This window comes from Flavobacterium sp., assembly GCF_046073885.1.
Lineage (GTDB): Bacteria > Bacteroidota > Bacteroidia > Flavobacteriales > Flavobacteriaceae > Flavobacterium.
In genome coordinates, this window is record NZ_JBJTND010000044.1 from 1 (window position 1) to 16,771 (window position 16,771).

Sequence of the window (16,771 nt, forward strand, 5' to 3'; positions counted from 1 at the left end):
GAGCTATTGCTGTTAAAGAAAACGAAGGACCTGCTATTTCTCATAAAGAAGACAATGCAAAATTGTTAGAATATTTTAAACAAATAGTTCCAGATTATGATGAAGACCGCGTATATCCTTCGGATATTAAAAAGGTTTTAAACTGGTATAATATGTTGCAAGCAAAAGGTTTGGTTTCGAAAGAAGAGCCTAAAATTGAAAATGCAGAATCAGTTAAAGAACAAGTGGTGAAAGAAGTTGCAAAAGCCAAAGAAGAAAAAACAGAAGCTAAAGCAAAAAAGAAACCTGCAAAGAAAGATTAATTACATTACGCTAATAATATTTAATCCTGTTAAGATATTTCTTGACAGGATTTCTTATTTTTACACAAAACCAATCAAATGAATACAAGACAAACCCAACTTGATTCCTTTTCAAGATTACTCGATATCATGGATGATTTAAGAGAAAAATGCCCTTGGGATAAAAAGCAAACGCTTGAAAGTTTGAGACATTTAACGATTGAAGAAACCTATGAATTGGGCGATGCAATATTAAATAATGATTTGCAGGAAGTTAAAAAAGAACTGGGTGATTTACTGTTGCATATTGTTTTTTATGCTAAAATAGGTAGTGAAAGCAATGATTTTGATATTGCTGATGTGTGTAATGAAATTTGTGAAAAATTAATTTTCAGACATCCACATATATATGGTGATGTGGAGGTTGCAGATGAGGAAGAAGTCAAACGAAATTGGGAAAAATTAAAGCTCAAAGAAGGAAAGAAATCGGTTTTAGAAGGTGTGCCAAAAGGATTGCCAGCCTTAGTTAAAGCCAGTAGAATTCAAGATAAAGTAAAAGGAGTAGGGTTTGATTGGGAAGAGCCACATCAAGTGTGGGATAAAGTTCAAGAAGAGCTTCAAGAATTGCAAGAGGAAGTAGCCAAGGGAAATCAAGATGCAATGGAATCTGAATTTGGAGATGTTTTATTTTCATTAATAAATTATGCTCGATTTTTAAAAATAAATCCTGAAGATGCTTTGGAACGGACTAATAAAAAGTTTATAAAGCGCTTTCAATATCTTGAAAATAAAGCTGTTGAAATGGGAAAATCGTTATCAGATATGACTCTTTCTGAAATGGATGTTTTTTGGGATGAAGCAAAAAAAATATAGTTTAGATAAAATTAAATCAAATAATTTGGAAACAAAACACGAGTTAAAACGATCTTTAGGCCTTGTAGATTCTACAAGCTTGGTGGCTGGATCCATGATTGGATCGGGTATATTTTTAGTAACAGCCGCTATGGCTCGTGATGTGGGTTCTGCTGCTTGGATCTTAATTATATGGTTGGTAACCGGATTGTTAACCATGTCGGCTGCTTTAAGTTATGGGGAGCTAGCGGGTATGATGCCTAATGCGGGTGGGCAATATGTGTACATTCAAAGAGCCTACGGAAAACTAATTTCATTCCTTTATGGATGGACGGTTTTTACTGTAATACAAACCGGGGTAATTGCAGCTGTTGCGGTAGCTTTTGCTAATTATACGGCTGTATTTTTTCCTTCTTTAGAAAATGAAATTTTTAAAATAGGCGATAATTTTACATTTACAAATAAGCAAGTTTTGGCAATGTTCAGCATTGGGTTACTGACTTACATTAACACTAAAGGAGTAAAAAACGGAAAAATAATTCAGTTGGTTTTTACTTCGGCCAAATTAATTGCGCTATTTGCTCTGATTATCTTCGGATTATATGTTGGATTTCATACCGATACTTTTGCGACGAATTTCACAAACATGTGGGATGCCAGTAAAACCGTTTTAAATGATAATGGCACATTAACCATAACCAAACTGTCCGGTGTTGCTTTGCTTGGAGCGATGGGGGCAACAATAATCAATTCGTTGTTTTCTAGTGATGCATGGAATAATGTAACTTTTATTGCTGGTGAAATTAAAGATCCAAAAAAGAATATTCCGAGAAGTTTATTTTTAGGAACCCTAATTGTAACTGTAATTTATATTTTGGCCAATGTGGCTTATTTAGCATTATTACCTCTTCATGGAACTCCTGATGGATCTATAATGCAACACGGAATTATGTTTGCAAGTCAGGATCGAGTAGGAGCGGCAGCTGCGAGTATAATTATGGGAAATATTGGTGTTTTTGTAATGGCTGGATTAATCATGGTTTCTACTTTTGGTTGCAATAGCGGACTTATTTTATCAGGTGGTAGATTGTTTTATGCCATGGCCAAAGATGCTTTATTCTTTAAACAAGCTGGCGAATTAAATGAACACGATGTTCCTGCAAAGGCATTGTGGTTTCAATGTGCTTGGGCTTGTATTCTTTGTGTTTCAGGGAGATATAGCGATTTACTTACCTATTCCACTTTTGCTTCGTTATTATTTTATATGCTAACAATTGGTGGTTTATTTATTCTTCGAAAAAAAGAACCCAATACGGAAAGACCTTATAAAGCATTTGGATATCCAGTAATTCCAATTCTTTACATTGTAATGACTGCAGCAATATGTTTTACATTATTAATTTACGATATAAGAAACACCGGTTTGGGATTGTTTATAGTGTCCCTTGGAATTCCGGTGTATTATATATTTTTAAATAAGAAAAGAGACTAAAAAAAGAAGGGCTGAATTATTCAGCCATTCTTTTTAATTTATTTCGGTCTAGTATCGTTATTTTTTTTCCAGTTAGATCGACTAATCCGTTTTTGTTTAATTCAGAGAGTAACCGAATACAACTTTCTGTTGCAGTACCAATAATTCCGGCGAGTTCTTCTCTTGATAATTGTATGCGTAACGAACCATCGTTATTTTTCCCAAAATTATCCTCTAAGTAAAGTAGTGTTTCTGCCAATCGTTCTTTGACACTTTTTTGTGCCATTGAAACCATATGATCATCGGCTTCTTTTAAATCGCCGCAAATGGTTTTCATCACATTCATCGAAAACTGGTTGTTCTGATTGAAAAAGTTCATAATTTCCGATTTCGGAATAAAACAAACTTCCATATCCTCTAAAGCCACGGCGCTTAAATTGGCAGGTTCATCACTTATTAGAGAACGTTGCCCTAATAATTCTCCCGATTTGGCCAATTTTACAATTTGATCTTTACCGTTAGCGCTAAGTTTAGATAATTTACAAACACCATCTTTTACACAAAATATCCCATTAACACTTTCTCCTTCTTCAAAAATAGGCTCTCCTTTTTTTATGGTGTAGGATGTTTTACAATCAGCCATCTTTAAAAGTTCCTCTTTATTAAGGGCTTTTAAAGAGCTAAATTCACGAACAATACATTGCTCACATTTACTCATATAGATACTGATTTAACATTTGTTTAGTTCTACAAAATTAAAAAAATGCATGACAAATATCATTTTTTCCACAATTAATAATTAACAATTTTGCATTAGGTAAAATGAGCAAATTTATGGATACAACTACTTGTTTCCATTGTGGGTTAGAAATTGTAAAAAAGGAACTAATCATTTTTGATGATAAAAATTTCTGTTGTAATGGTTGTAAAACCGTTTATGAAATTTTCAGAACAAATGACATGTCTTGTTATTATGATTTTCAAGCAAATCCGGGTGCAACCCCATTGGATATTAACGGAAAATATGATTTTTTAGATGATGAAAACATTGTTAGCAAACTGCTGGAATTCCAAGAGAATAACACCAATATTGTTTCACTTTACATACCTCACATACATTGTAGCTCGTGTATTTGGGTTTTGGAAAATTTACAAAAACTTCAAAACGGAATAGGTACTTCCCAAGTAAATTTTCCCGAAAAGAAAGTCCGAATCACGTACAATCCGGAAATTTCTTCTTTAAAAAGTATTGTTGAATTACTGTGCTCTATTGGCTATGAGCCCTATATAAGTTTAGAAAATTTTGACGAAGGGAAAAAAGCTGTCGACCGAAGTTTAATTTACAAAATTGGAGTTGCTTTCTTTTGCTTCGGAAACATTATGTTGCTTTCATTTCCAGAATATTTTGAAGTTAACGAGTTTTGGATTAACCAATATCGTGGCTTTTTACGTTGGTTTATTTTTGCTTTATCCCTACCTTCTTTTTTATATTCTGCTAGCGGATATTATTTAGCTGCTTGGAAAAGTATCAAAGCTAGAATGCTAAATATTGAAATTCCAATAGCATTAGGTATTGTAATCATGTTTATCCGAAGCACAGTCGACATAGTTTTTGATTACGGTCAAGGATTTTTTGACAGCATGTGTGGTTTGATATTTTTTATGCTTTTAGGGAAGTTATTCCAACAAAAAACCTATAGTTTTCTATCCTTTGAGCGTGATTACAAATCTTATTTTCCTATTGCAATTACTAAAATAGAAACTGATGGAAGCGAAATTCCTATTCAGGTTTATGATATACAAAAAGGCGACCGACTGCTTATTAGAAATCAAGAATTGATTCCGGTTGATGGTATTTTAATTTCCAATAAAGCTTCCATAGATTATAGTTTTGTTACCGGAGAGGCAGTTCCAATAGAGAAAAAATCGGGTGACAAATTATTCGCAGGCGGGAAACAACTCGGAAATATGATTGAAATGGAAGTATTGTTTTCGGTATCACAAAGTTATTTAACGCAATTATGGAGCAACGATGTTTTTCAAAAAAGAGTAGAAGTTAAACACAAAACAATAACCGATAAAATAAGTAGGTATTTCACTCCGGCTTTATTGGGTTTGGCATTGGTTTCTTTTTGCTATTGGATATTCTTTAGTGCCGATATCGCTTTCAATGTAGTAACGGCCATATTAATTGTAGCTTGTCCTTGTGCTCTTGCATTAACAGCTCCTTTTACACAAGGTAATGTCTTGCGAATTATGGGTAATCGAAAATTCTATCTTAAAAATGCTCTCGTTATTGAGCAATTGGCAAAAGTAGATACCATTGTTTTTGATAAAACCGGAACGATTACAACTAATAAAAAAACTTCTATTTCCTATGAAGGATTAGCATTAAATGATTTTGAATTGAAATTATTAAACAATGCTTTACGAGGTTCTAATCATCCGTTGAGCAGAAGGTTGTATGATTATATTCCGAAGCAAGAAAAAATAGAGCCTCTTCATTTTGAAGAATTAATTGGAAAAGGAATTTTTGCAGAATTTGAAGAAGGAACCATCAAGTTAGGCTCTTCGCAATTTTTGGAACATCTAAGTGAGAATACTCATAAGAAAACCAAAGTCCATGTTGAAATTAATGGAGAATATAAAGGGAGCTATGTGTTTAATAATCAATACCGTGAAGGATTGGAGCAATTATTTGATCGGTTGTCAAAAAAATACAATTTAGTGGTGCTTTCTGGAGACAATGATGGGGAAAGAAAAATACTTGAAAAGATGCTGCCACTTTCTACAGAACTAGTTTTTAATCAGAAGCCGGAACAAAAATTAGAATACATTCAAAAGTTACAATCCCAAGGGAAAAATGTAATGATGATTGGCGATGGTTTAAATGATTCGGGTGCATTGGCGCAAAGTAATGTTGGAATTTCTATCTCTGAAAATGTGAATGTGTTTTCACCTGCATGCGATGGAATATTAGACGCTTCTCAGTTTAATAAAATTGCTTTTTTTATGGAGTTTTCTAGAAATGCAATGAAAATAATCTACATGAGTTTTGGTTTGTCCTTGCTTTATAATTTAGTAGGATTAAGTTATGCGGTTACTGGAAATTTACTTCCAATTGTTGCAGCTATAATTATGCCATTAAGCACTATAACGATTGTGAGTTTTGTGACAATTATGAGCAATTTGTATTCAAGAGTAAATTATAAATAAGTTGAATTAATTAGATTTTCACTTATGATAAATATCATATTTTAATAAAACCCATCGAATTAATTTTGTTACATAATCAAGAGAGGTATGAGTGTCATTTATTTATTAATATCCATCAGTATTTTCGTTGCAATTGCCTTTTTGTATGCTTTTATAAGAGCAGTACGAAGTGGTCAATATGATGATGATTATACACCTTCTGTGCGCATGTTATTTGATGATGAATTAGTACTTAAAACTAGAAATAAAAACAAATTAACAACAATCAAAAAAGAAGAACCAAAACTAAATTAATTATGGAAATGCAACAATTTTATTACGACAACAAAATTGTAAAGAAATTTCTCTACGCTAGTATCATATTTGGTATTGTAGGGATGTTGGTAGGGCTAATTTTAGCTGTGCTGTTTCTTTTCCCAGGCTTAACTCACGGTGTATCGTTTTTAAGTTTCGGAAGATTAAGACCTTTACATACCAATGCAGTAATCTTTGCCTTTGTGGGTAACGCTATGTTTGCCGGAGTTTATTATTCACTTCAGCGTTTACTAAAAGCAAGATTATTTAGCGATTTTTTAAGTAATCTTCACTTTTGGGGATGGCAGTTAATTATTGTCGCTGCTGCGATCACATTGCCATTAGGAATCACAACATCTAAAGAATATGCCGAATTGGAATGGCCAATTGATATTGCAATTGCTTTAATTTGGGTTGCCTTTGGAATCAATTTAATAGGAACCATTTTAAAAAGAAGAGAGCGCCATTTATATGTAGCAATTTGGTTTTACATTGCAACTTTTGTAACGGTTGCGGTACTTCATATTTTTAATAGTTTAGAATTACCAGTTTCTGCTTTAAAAAGTTACTCTGTTTATGCAGGAGTTCAAGATGCCTTAGTTCAATGGTGGTACGGACATAATGCAGTAGCATTCTTTTTGACAACTCCTTTCTTAGGATTGATGTATTATTTCGTTCCTAAAGCAGCCAATCGTCCGGTTTATTCATACAGATTATCAATTATTCACTTCTGGTCTTTAATCTTCTTATACATTTGGGCAGGACCACACCACTTGTTGTATTCTGCACTTCCAGATTGGGCGCAAAACCTTGGAGTTGTTTTCTCAATCATGTTAATCGCTCCGTCTTGGGGAGGTATGATTAATGGATTGTTAACCCTTCGTGGTGTTTGGGACAAAGTAAGAGAAGAACCAGTATTGAAATTCTTCGTGGTGGCAATTACAGGTTATGGTATGGCTACTTTTGAAGGTCCAATGTTATCACTTAAAAATGTAAATGCAATTGCCCACTTTACCGATTGGATTATTGCTCACGTTCACGTTGGAGCATTAGCTTGGAACGGATTTATGTGTTTTGGTATTATGTATTGGGTAATTCCTAGAATGGCTAAAACCGAATTATTTTCAAGAAAATTAGCCAATTTCCATTTTTGGATAGGAACCTTAGGTATCATTATCTATGCGTTACCAATGTATGTAGCTGGATTTACACAAGCTTCTATGTGGAAACAATTCAAACCAGATGGGACTTTACAATATGGTAACTTCCTAGAAACAGTAACTCAAATTATGCCAATGTATTGGATGAGAGCTATTGGAGGAACTTTATACTTAGTTGGAGTTATTGTTTTAGTATATAATATTTATAAAACAGTTAAACAAGGTGCACCAGTTGAAGATGAGTTAGCAGAGGCACCAGCACTACAAAAAATAAGTGCCGGAAGACTAAAAGGTGAAAAATGGCACGGTTGGATTGAAAGAAGACCAATTCAATTAACTTTATTAGCCACAGTTGCTATTTTAATTGGAGGAATTATTCAAATTGTACCAACTCTAATGGTAAAATCAAATATTCCAACTATTACTTCAGTAAAACCATACACTCCATTAGAACTGCAAGGACGTGATTTGTACATCCGTGAGGGTTGTGTGGGATGTCACTCTCAAATGATTCGTCCATTCCGATCTGAAGTAGCCCGTTACGGTGATTATTCTAAAGCGGGAGAATATGTTTACGATCATCCCTTCTTATGGGGTTCTAAAAGAACAGGTCCCGATTTGCATAGAGTAGGAGGTAAATATCCAGATAGCTGGCATTTTAACCACATGTATAATCCGCAACGACTTAACAAAACTTCAATTATGCCAGCTTATACTTGGCTGTTTGATAACCAAGCTATGGATTATTCAAATACAGAAGCTAAAATGAAAGCCATGCGCACATTAGGCGTTCCTTATACCGATGCCGATATTGCAAATGCACAAAAAAGCATTGAAATTCAAGCTTCAACTATTGAGAAAAACTTAAGCGTCGATCCCGATTATGTTAAATCATATGAAGAAAGTAAGAAAAAAGCAGCGGCTAAGGGAGAGAAATTTGTTCCAATGAAAGACAGAGAAATTGTAGCATTGATTGCTTATTTACAAAGATTAGGAACTGATATAAAAGTAAAAAAACAATAGTCATGTTAAAGTTTGTACAACATAATTTAGAAACTATATCTGGTGTAGCAGTATACCCTATTATTTCCTTACTGATTTGTTTTAGTTTTTTTGTTGGTCTATTTTTCTGGGTGTTTACCTATAAAAAAGAAACCATCGATAAGTTAAGCGAAATGCCAATTAAAGATTAATCCGTATAAAGATTTAAAATATGAAAAAATTAATTCCATCTTACGTTAGAGTTCCGTTGATTTTTGCCATGGTATTTGGTGCAATGGAATATTTTATAGACTCTGGAAACCAACCTGCATTCATCAAATATCCAATGGTGATGTTATTTCTTGGTGTGTTTTTATTCCTGTTAATTGCTATAGAGATAGTAATGAGTGCGGTAGATAATGTTACGTATCATTTATTGACCGAGGAACAGAAAAAACAATTAGAAGAAGCGCAGGCAGTTCCGTTTACAGAAGGAGAATTCTATAAAGGAATCATTAAAAAACTGACTCGTTCTAAAGAAATCGATCAAGAAGCAGATGTTATGTTAAGTCACAACTATGATGGTATCCAAGAGTTAGATAATGTATTGCCACCATGGTGGGTGTATTTGTTTTATGGTACCATAATTTTTGCAGGAATCTATTTAGTGCGATTTGAAATTTTAGGAAGCGATAACCAAGCTCAAGAATTTGAAAAAGAAGTCGCTGAAGCTAAAATTGCAGTTGAAGAATACAATAAAACGGCACCGGATTTAATGAACAAAGAAAAAGTGACCTTACTTACTGATGCTTCAAGTATTGCTGCTGGTAAAGAATTATTTATGAAAAATTGTGTTGCTTGTCACCGTCCGGATGCCGGAGGGCAAATTGGTCCCAACTTAACCGATGATATGTGGATTAACGGTGGCGGAATCAAAAATGTTTTCAATACCATTATGGAAGGAGGTCGTGACGGAAAAGGAATGATCTCTTGGAAAGCTACAATTAAGCCTTCTGATATTCAAAAAGTAGCAAGTTATGTACTTTCATTACAAGGGTCTAAACCGGTTAATCCAAAACCAACAGAACCTGAAGCAAAAAAATGGGTTGAAGAAGGTGCTAAACCAGCTGCAGCCGATACTACCAAAGTGGTAGCATTACAATAATTAATTTTTCAAGTCCCGATTTATCGGGACTTGAAGGTTATTAAAATAAATTCAAAATGTCTAGCTTACCCGACGAAAATTTTAGAGATAGCATTGCTACCATTGACAAGCAAGGAAAAAGATCGTGGATTTTCGCAAAAATTCCAAAAGGGAAATTATACGAGAGAAGAAAAATACTAAGTTATTTTTTGTTACTATTTTTATTTTCTGCTCCTTTCGTTAAAATAAATGGGAATCAGTTTTTATTATTCAATGTAATAGATAGAAAATTCAATATTTTCAGCTTTCCTTTTTGGCCTCAAGATTTTCACATTTTCGTGATCATCATGATAATTGGGGTAGTCAGCTTGGCATTATTTACTGTGGCATTTGGTAGAATCTTTTGTGGTTGGTTTTGCCCTCAAACCATTTTTATGGAAATGGTTTTCCGTAGAATTGAATTTTGGATAGAAGGGGATAGAGGTGCTCAAATTCGTTTATCAAAACAAGCATGGGATGCCGAAAAAATTAGAAAAAGAGTCATCAAATGGTTTGTGTTTTATGTAATATCTTTTTTCATTGCCAATGTGTTTTTAGCCTATCTAATTGGTAGTGATGAATTATTAAAATTCATTACCGAAGGACCTTTACACAATACCAAAACGCTCATCGCCTTAATAATTTTCACCTATGTTTTCTATTTTATTTACATTTCATTTAGAGAACAAGTATGTATTATCGCTTGCCCCTATGGAAGATTGCAAGGGGTTTTGTTAGATAACAAATCAATTATTGTGGCTTATGATCATGTTCGCGGGGAAAAAGAAACTGGTAGAGCAAAATATCACAAAAATGAAGATCGCGCAGCAACAGGAAAAGGAGATTGCATCGATTGTAAATTGTGTATTCATGTTTGCCCAACCGGAATAGATATTCGAAACGGAACACAACTAGAATGTACCAACTGCACAGCTTGTATTGATGAATGCGATCACATTATGGAAAGTGTAGGAATGCCAAAAGGATTGATTCGTTATGCAAGTGAAGATGAAATTGTAAAGAAAGAAAAATTTGTCTTTACCACCAGAATGAAAGGTTATGCTTCGGTTTTACTAATATTAACTGGAGTTTTTATTGGAATGTTGTTTCTGCGAAATGATGTCGAAGCTACCATCTTGCACCTTCCAGGGCAATTGTTTCAACATAAAGGAGAAAACATAAGTAATATTTACACCTTTAAAGTGGTTAATAAAACCGAACACGATTTTGATGATGTCTATTTCAAATTGGTTTCACCAAAAGGGACAATAAAATTAGTAGGTGCGGATCATTTTACAGTAAAAAAACAAGATTTAGCCGAAGGAACTTTATTCGTAGAAATAAATCCAGTATTTTTAGATGAGGACAAAATTAATATCAAAATAGAAGTATATAATAACAAAGAACTTATAGATACCGAGACAACCAATTTCATCGGTCCGATAAGTTTTGATTAAACTATAAAATATGAAAATTAATTGGGGAACAGGAATAGTAATTGCTTTTGCACTTTTTATGGGGTTTATTTTATTCTTTATTATCAAAGTGCAAACCAATAACAAATACGACAACGAATTTGTTGTAAACGAATATTATAAAAAAGAACTTCTAGCACAGCAAGATTTAGATAAAGAGCAAAATGCCTATGATTTAAAAAGTGATAGAGTTCAAATTAATGTAATACCGGAAGGTATTGCAATTGATTTTCCGAAAGATTTTGATTTCAAAACCATAAAAGGAAATGTGTCCTTGTATCGACCGTCAAACCAAAAGCTAGATTTTGAAGTTCCGATTGCGCTATCTAGCACTCATTTGCTCATACCTAAAAGTAATTTGGTTGGCGGTCGTTGGGACATTTCTATTGACTGGAATTATAAAGGTAAAAACTATTTAAACAAGCAAGAAGTTTACTTTAAGCAATAAATTAAGATGCTCTTTTCTGCTTTACTTTTCGGATTAATCAGTAGTCTGCACTGCATAGGAATGTGTGGTCCTATTGCTATGATGCTTCCCGTAAATGGAAGTAATCCGACACAAAAAGTACTACAGATTATTATTTATCACCTAGGAAGAATAAGCGCTTATGCTTCGTTAGGATTGATTTTCGGATTGTTGGGAAGAGGATTTTATATGGCCGGAATTCAACAGCAACTTTCAATAGCAGTTGGAATCCTAATGATTGTAATTGTTGTTGTTCCTGAAAAGGAATTTATGAAATACAATTTTTCAAAACCGGTTTATCGTTTGTTATCAAAAGTTAAAAACCATTTAGGAAATCAATTTAAAAGAAAATCTCCAGATGCCTTGTTTACAATAGGACTACTAAATGGTTTTTTACCTTGTGGATTGGTTTATGCGGCTTTATTTGGAGCTATTGCTATGCAAAACCTAACCTTAAGTATTTCGTACATGATTTTGTACGGAATAGGGACCATTCCCATGATGAGCGCCGTTGTTTATTTATCCAATTTAATATCCATTCCAGTTCGAAATAAATTGCAAAAAATAATACCTATTGTGGCGGTTTTTATAGGAATTATGTTTATATTTAGAGGACTAGGCTTAGATATTGCCTATTTATCACCAAGCGACACTAATTTGTTTGTAAAAGCAAATGCAAGTTGTCATTAAATTACTACAAACACAAAACTTAATTATTATGCAAAGACATGATTTATTACATGAGTTTCCAGAACATCAGGAAAAAATTCATCAATTAAAAATTGAAAACAATCATTTTAGAGAATTATTTGATGAATATGATAGAACCGAGCATCAAGTTCATCGAATAAATATGGGTAATGAAATTGCTACTGATGAATACACGCACGAAGTAAAAGCAAAATTACTGCATTTAAAGGATGAAATTTATTCGTATTTAAATAAATAGAGTTATCTAATTCAAAAATAAAGCACACGAAAGTGTGCTTTATTTTTTTGCAAAAGCCAAAATAATTTTACTGAAAAGGTTTCTATTATATTCTTGAAACAAAAGCCTATTTTTGCAAAAAAAATAAATACCCGTGAATTACCTTTCTGTAGAAAATATATCCAAGTCATTTGGCGAACGAACTTTGTTCAAAGACATTTCATTTGGCATCAATAAAGACCAAAAAATTGCATTTATAGCCAAAAACGGATCGGGTAAAACCAGTATCATGCGAATCATTAACGGAGAAGATGAACCCGATACCGGTCAAGTGGTGATTCGTAAAGAAATAAAAATGGCATTTTTATCTCAGGTGCCCCAATTACAGGATGAATTAACGGTTGAAGAAAGCATTTTTGCGAGTGATAATGAGATTCTTCATGTGATAGAACGCTATGAAAAAGCACTTCAAAACCCTGAAGATACCGAAACATACGAAAAAGCATTTGACGACATGGATCGTTTTAATGCCTGGGATTTTGAAACCCAATTCAAGCAAATCTTATTCAAATTGAAGTTGGAAGATTTCAAATTGAAGGTAAAAAACATGTCGGGTGGACAAAAGAAGCGTCTTTCATTGGCTATAATATTAATCAACCGCCCTGATTTGTTGATTTTGGATGAACCCACCAATCACCTTGATCTTGAAATGATTGAATGGTTGGAAAGTTATTTTGCCAAAGAAAACATTACTTTATTTATGGTGACGCACGACCGTTTCTTTTTAGAGCGTGTGTGTAATGAAATCATCGAATTAGAAAACGGAAAATTATACAGTTACAAAGGCAATTATTCCTATTATTTAGAAAAAAAAGAAGAACGAATTGCTTCTGAAAATGCGAGTATTGACAAGGCTCAGAACCTTTTTGTGAAAGAATTAGCCTGGATGCGAAGACAGCCAAAAGCTAGAACTACAAAATCAAAATCACGCCAAGACGATTTCTACAAAATTAAAGCAGTTGCCGAAAGCAGAAGAAAAGAAAATGTAGTTGAATTAGAAATTAATATGGAGCGCCTTGGAAGCAAAATTATTGAGCTGCATAAAATTTCTAAAAAATTTGGCGATAAAAAAATATTAGAAAATTTTAGTTTTGATTTTCAGCGGGGTGCTCGAATTGGAATTATTGGTAAAAACGGAACCGGAAAATCAACATTCCTAAATTTACTTACGCAAACCATTCCAACCGATTCAGGTAAGGTAATTACCGGAGATACCATTAAAATTGGGTATTACACGCAAAGCGGAATCAACCCAAAGCCAGGCCAGCGCGTGATTGATATCATTAAAGAATACGGAGAATATATTCCGTTGATGAAAGGGAAATTAATTTCGGCGTCTCAATTGTTGGAACGCTTTTTATTTGATAGCAAAAAACAATACGATTATGTAGAGAAATTAAGTGGGGGAGAGCTAAAACGTTTGTATTTGTGTACTGTTTTAATTCAGAATCCGAATTTTTTGATTCTCGATGAGCCAACCAATGATTTGGACATTGTAACTTTAAACGTATTGGAAAGCTTCTTGTTGGATTATCCTGGGTGCTTGCTTGTGGTGTCTCACGACAGGTATTTTATGGATAAAATTGTGGATGATTTATTTGTTTTTAGAGGTGACGGTATCGTAGAAAATTTCCCTGGAAATTACTCCGATTTTAGAGCCTATGAAGATTCTGCTGAGCCAGCAAGTAAAGAGGATACTAAGGAAAAGACCAATTGGAAGACCAAAACTATTTCATCGGGATTGGATTTTAATGAGCAAAAAGAGTTCAATAAAATTGAAAAAGAAATAAAAGATCTTGAATTTCAAAAGAAACAAATTGAGCAATTATTTTCCGATGGAAAAGTAGCCGATTCAGATATTGAAGCCAAAGCAAATGAATTGCAAATGGTAATTCAAAAGTTGGAAGAAAAAGAAGAACGCTGGTTTGAATTGAGTTCAAAAATGGAGTAATAAAAAAGTAATTAGTAATTAGTAATTAGTGAATAGTTAAATTAATTACTAATCAAAAAAACAACATGCTGTTTCAGATTAAATCTTACCTTAAATTCATTTACAACTCCAAAAATCAACACGGAGTCCATTCTCCCTTTGTATTTAATTTGGTCACTCAGTGTTTTTATGATAAATCAAATTATCCCGAATATTCTATTTTAAAATCCTATCGTAAATCTCTTTTTGAAAATAATGAAACCATTGAAGTAATCGATTTTGGTGCGGGTTCCCGAATTTTTAAAAGCAACACCCGAGCTGTAAATCAAATTGCTAAACATGCCGGAATTTCTTCTAAACGAGCTGAGTTATTATTCAGATTAGCGAGCTATTTCCAGCCGGATTCTGTTTTAGAAATTGGCACTTCATTAGGTTTAGCCACTTCAGCATTAGCATTAGGACTCGAGGCAAAGACGAACAGAGCGAAGCTAAATAATAATGCCAAAGTCATTACTTTAGAAGGTTGCCCAAATACAATTGCAATTGCAAAAAAACAAAGCCATCTTGCTAATCTAACAAACATTGACTTTGTAAACACTAATTTTGAAGATTATCTAAAGAGCTCCCAACTTTCAGCTTCTAACTTCCAGCTCATTTACTTCGATGGCAACCATTCGCAAAAAGCCACATTAACCTATTTCGAATTGTTGTTGCCAACAATAACCAATGATTCGGTTTGGATATTTGATGATATTCATTGGTCTATAGACATGGAAGAAGCTTGGGAAGTGATAAAAAAGCATCCTAAAGTTTCCGTAACAATTGATACCTTTCAATGGGGAATTGTTTTCTTTAGAAGCGAACAAATGAAAGAGCATTTTGTAATTCGAGTGTAAAATAATTCCTGTATTTTGTAACAAAAAACGAATTCGGATTACTTATCTTTACATTTTAAAATCAGTATTCGATAATATTTATTCCAAAATCAAAATGGCAAATCCATTAATTCAAATCACCAATATTAAACGTGATTTCCAACTCGGAAACGAAACCATTAATGTACTTAAGGGTATTGATTTACAAATAAATAAAGGCGAATATGTGGCGTTAATGGGACCTTCTGGTTCTGGTAAATCTACGTTGATGAACCTTTTAGGTTGCTTGGATACACCTACTTCGGGGACCTATATTCTTAACGGGAACGATGTTTCCCAAATGCATGACGACGATTTAGCCGAAATTCGAAACAAAGAAATTGGATTTGTTTTCCAAACCTTCAACCTTTTACCAAGAACTACGGCACTCGATAATGTTGCGCTTCCAATGATTTACGCCGGGTATTCTAAAACCGATAGAACAATCCGCGCCACTGAAGTGCTAAAACAAGTAGGGCTAGACGATCGTATGGATCACCAACCCAACCAAATTTCGGGTGGGCAACGCCAGCGTGTGGCTGTAGCTCGCGCCTTGGTTAACAAGCCTTCCATCATTCTTGCCGATGAACCAACAGGAAATTTAGACAGTAAAACTTCGGTAGAAATCATGAAGCTTTTTGGTGATATTCATGCCGCAGGGAATACCGTTATTTTGGTTACCCACGAAGAAGATATCGCAAAATATGCCCACAGAATTATCCGTTTGCGAGACGGAATGATAGAAAGCGATAATCAAAACGAAGGTCATTTGTAAGACCGAATCATCAGGCTTTATCGGTAAACCATTTTCCTGCCGCCGTTGCAATCTGCCATTGCGGGGAACAATGCTGATTAATTCAATTTGAGTTTTCGCAATGACAGGATTTCCACTCGAGCAGGGGTAGGTAGTAATCTACTTTTATTTTTGTTATCTTTTAAAAAACTCAGTACCTTAGCGCCTAACAACCTTAGCACCACAAAATGAAAATATATACAAAAACAGGCGATTCAGGAACAACTTCTTTGTACGGAGGAACTCGTGTGTCTAAGCACCACATTCGGATAGAAAGTTACGGCACCGTAGATGAATTAAATTCCCAAATTGGATTGCTTCGCGATCAAGATATGGATCCTTCATACAAAAAAGTATTGCTAGAGGTTCAAGACCGACTTTTTACCGTTGGTGCAATTCTTGCAACGCCACCCGAAGATGAAAAACTTAAAAGCGGGGAACGCCGATTGAAAAATTTAGGAATAGTAGAATCAGATATTGAGTTTCTTGAAAAAGAAATAGATACTATGGACGAGGCATTGCCTCCTATGACTCATTTTGTGCTTCCGGGTGGACATACCACTGTGTCATATTGTCACATTGCTCGCTGCGTTTGTCGTAGAGCAGAGCGCTTGGCAGTGTATCTTAATGACATCGAACCTACCGAAGAACTAGTTATTAAGTACCTAAACCGACTTTCTGACTATCTTTTTGTGTTGGCACGAAAATTGACTTTAGACTTAAACGCAGAAGAAATTATTTCCTAGGAATCCAAGGCATTTCTTCTG

Annotated in this window: 16 protein-coding genes and 1 pseudogene; 16 read left to right on the plus strand and 1 reads right to left on the minus strand. The window is 34.1% G+C overall.

Annotated elements, in window-relative coordinates; translation table 11 throughout:
• The 3 genes and pseudogenes from ACKOWY_RS05725 to ACKOWY_RS05735 form a co-directional block, all read left to right on the plus strand.
• Positions 1-302, plus strand: a pseudogene (locus ACKOWY_RS05725) (hypothetical protein); the annotation flags it as partial.
• A gap of 78 nt (positions 303-380) precedes the next feature.
• Positions 381-1,154, plus strand: a complete 774-nt coding sequence (mazG, locus tag ACKOWY_RS05730; RefSeq protein WP_408940484.1) for a nucleoside triphosphate pyrophosphohydrolase — start codon at positions 381-383, stop codon at positions 1,152-1,154.
• Positions 1,135-2,625 (plus strand): APC family permease, encoded by a 1,491-nt coding sequence (locus ACKOWY_RS05735; RefSeq protein WP_408940485.1) that lies wholly within the window; start codon positions 1,135-1,137, stop codon positions 2,623-2,625. The genes mazG and ACKOWY_RS05735 overlap by 20 nt, the downstream gene beginning before the upstream one ends.
• 16 nt (positions 2,626-2,641) lie before the next feature.
• Here ACKOWY_RS05735 and ACKOWY_RS05740 read toward each other — a convergent pair whose 3' ends face one another.
• Positions 2,642-3,322, minus strand: coding sequence for a Crp/Fnr family transcriptional regulator (locus ACKOWY_RS05740; RefSeq protein ID WP_408940486.1), 681 nt, complete (start codon positions 3,320-3,322; stop codon positions 2,642-2,644).
• 116 nt (positions 3,323-3,438) lie between these two features.
• Between ACKOWY_RS05740 and ACKOWY_RS05745 the strand changes: the two genes are divergently transcribed.
• From ACKOWY_RS05745 to ACKOWY_RS05805, 13 genes are all read left to right on the plus strand, one after another.
• Positions 3,439-5,820: a heavy metal translocating P-type ATPase gene (locus ACKOWY_RS05745; protein WP_408940487.1), complete on the plus strand. Its 2,382-nt coding sequence runs from the start codon at positions 3,439-3,441 to the stop codon at positions 5,818-5,820.
• A gap of 87 nt (positions 5,821-5,907) precedes the next feature.
• A complete protein-coding gene (ccoS, locus tag ACKOWY_RS05750; RefSeq protein ID WP_408940488.1) occupies positions 5,908-6,114 on the plus strand; it encodes a cbb3-type cytochrome oxidase assembly protein CcoS in 207 nt (68 codons plus the stop codon).
• 2 nt (positions 6,115-6,116) lie between these two features.
• A complete protein-coding gene (ccoN, locus tag ACKOWY_RS05755) occupies positions 6,117-8,297 on the plus strand; it encodes a cytochrome-c oxidase, cbb3-type subunit I (RefSeq protein ID WP_408940489.1) in 2,181 nt (726 codons plus the stop codon).
• 2 nt (positions 8,298-8,299) lie between these two features.
• Positions 8,300-8,467, plus strand: coding sequence for a CcoQ/FixQ family Cbb3-type cytochrome c oxidase assembly chaperone (locus tag ACKOWY_RS05760; RefSeq protein ID WP_408940490.1), 168 nt, complete (start codon positions 8,300-8,302; stop codon positions 8,465-8,467).
• Between the two features lie 20 nt (positions 8,468-8,487).
• Positions 8,488-9,420 carry a cbb3-type cytochrome c oxidase N-terminal domain-containing protein gene (locus tag ACKOWY_RS05765; RefSeq protein WP_408940491.1) on the plus strand — a complete coding sequence of 311 codons (933 nt, stop codon included), beginning with the start codon at positions 8,488-8,490 and terminating at the stop codon, positions 9,418-9,420.
• 56 nt (positions 9,421-9,476) lie between these two features.
• The gene (gene ccoG, locus ACKOWY_RS05770; RefSeq protein WP_408940492.1) at positions 9,477-10,895 is read left to right on the plus strand and encodes a cytochrome c oxidase accessory protein CcoG; all 1,419 of its coding nucleotides are present in this window, start codon (positions 9,477-9,479) and stop codon (positions 10,893-10,895) included.
• Between the two features lie 10 nt (positions 10,896-10,905).
• The gene (locus tag ACKOWY_RS05775; protein ID WP_408940493.1) at positions 10,906-11,361 is read left to right on the plus strand and encodes a FixH family protein; all 456 of its coding nucleotides are present in this window, start codon (positions 10,906-10,908) and stop codon (positions 11,359-11,361) included.
• A gap of 6 nt (positions 11,362-11,367) precedes the next feature.
• Entirely contained in the window at positions 11,368-12,069 is a 702-nt protein-coding gene (locus ACKOWY_RS05780) for a sulfite exporter TauE/SafE family protein (RefSeq protein WP_408940494.1), read from the plus strand.
• Positions 12,070-12,097: 28 nt separating this feature from the next.
• Positions 12,098-12,328, plus strand: a complete 231-nt coding sequence (locus tag ACKOWY_RS05785) for a YdcH family protein (protein WP_408940495.1) — start codon at positions 12,098-12,100, stop codon at positions 12,326-12,328.
• Between the two features lie 133 nt (positions 12,329-12,461).
• Positions 12,462-14,318 (plus strand): ABC-F family ATP-binding cassette domain-containing protein, encoded by a 1,857-nt coding sequence (locus ACKOWY_RS05790; protein WP_408940497.1) that lies wholly within the window; start codon positions 12,462-12,464, stop codon positions 14,316-14,318.
• A gap of 65 nt (positions 14,319-14,383) precedes the next feature.
• On the plus strand, positions 14,384-15,193 hold the full coding sequence (locus ACKOWY_RS05795) for an O-methyltransferase (protein WP_408940498.1): 810 nt from the start codon (positions 14,384-14,386) through the stop codon (positions 15,191-15,193).
• 94 nt (positions 15,194-15,287) lie between these two features.
• The gene (locus ACKOWY_RS05800) at positions 15,288-15,986 is read left to right on the plus strand and encodes an ABC transporter ATP-binding protein (RefSeq protein ID WP_408940499.1); all 699 of its coding nucleotides are present in this window, start codon (positions 15,288-15,290) and stop codon (positions 15,984-15,986) included.
• A gap of 206 nt (positions 15,987-16,192) precedes the next feature.
• On the plus strand, positions 16,193-16,750 hold the full coding sequence (locus tag ACKOWY_RS05805) for a cob(I)yrinic acid a,c-diamide adenosyltransferase (RefSeq protein ID WP_408940500.1): 558 nt from the start codon (positions 16,193-16,195) through the stop codon (positions 16,748-16,750).
• The last annotated feature ends 21 nt before the right edge of the window (positions 16,751-16,771 follow it).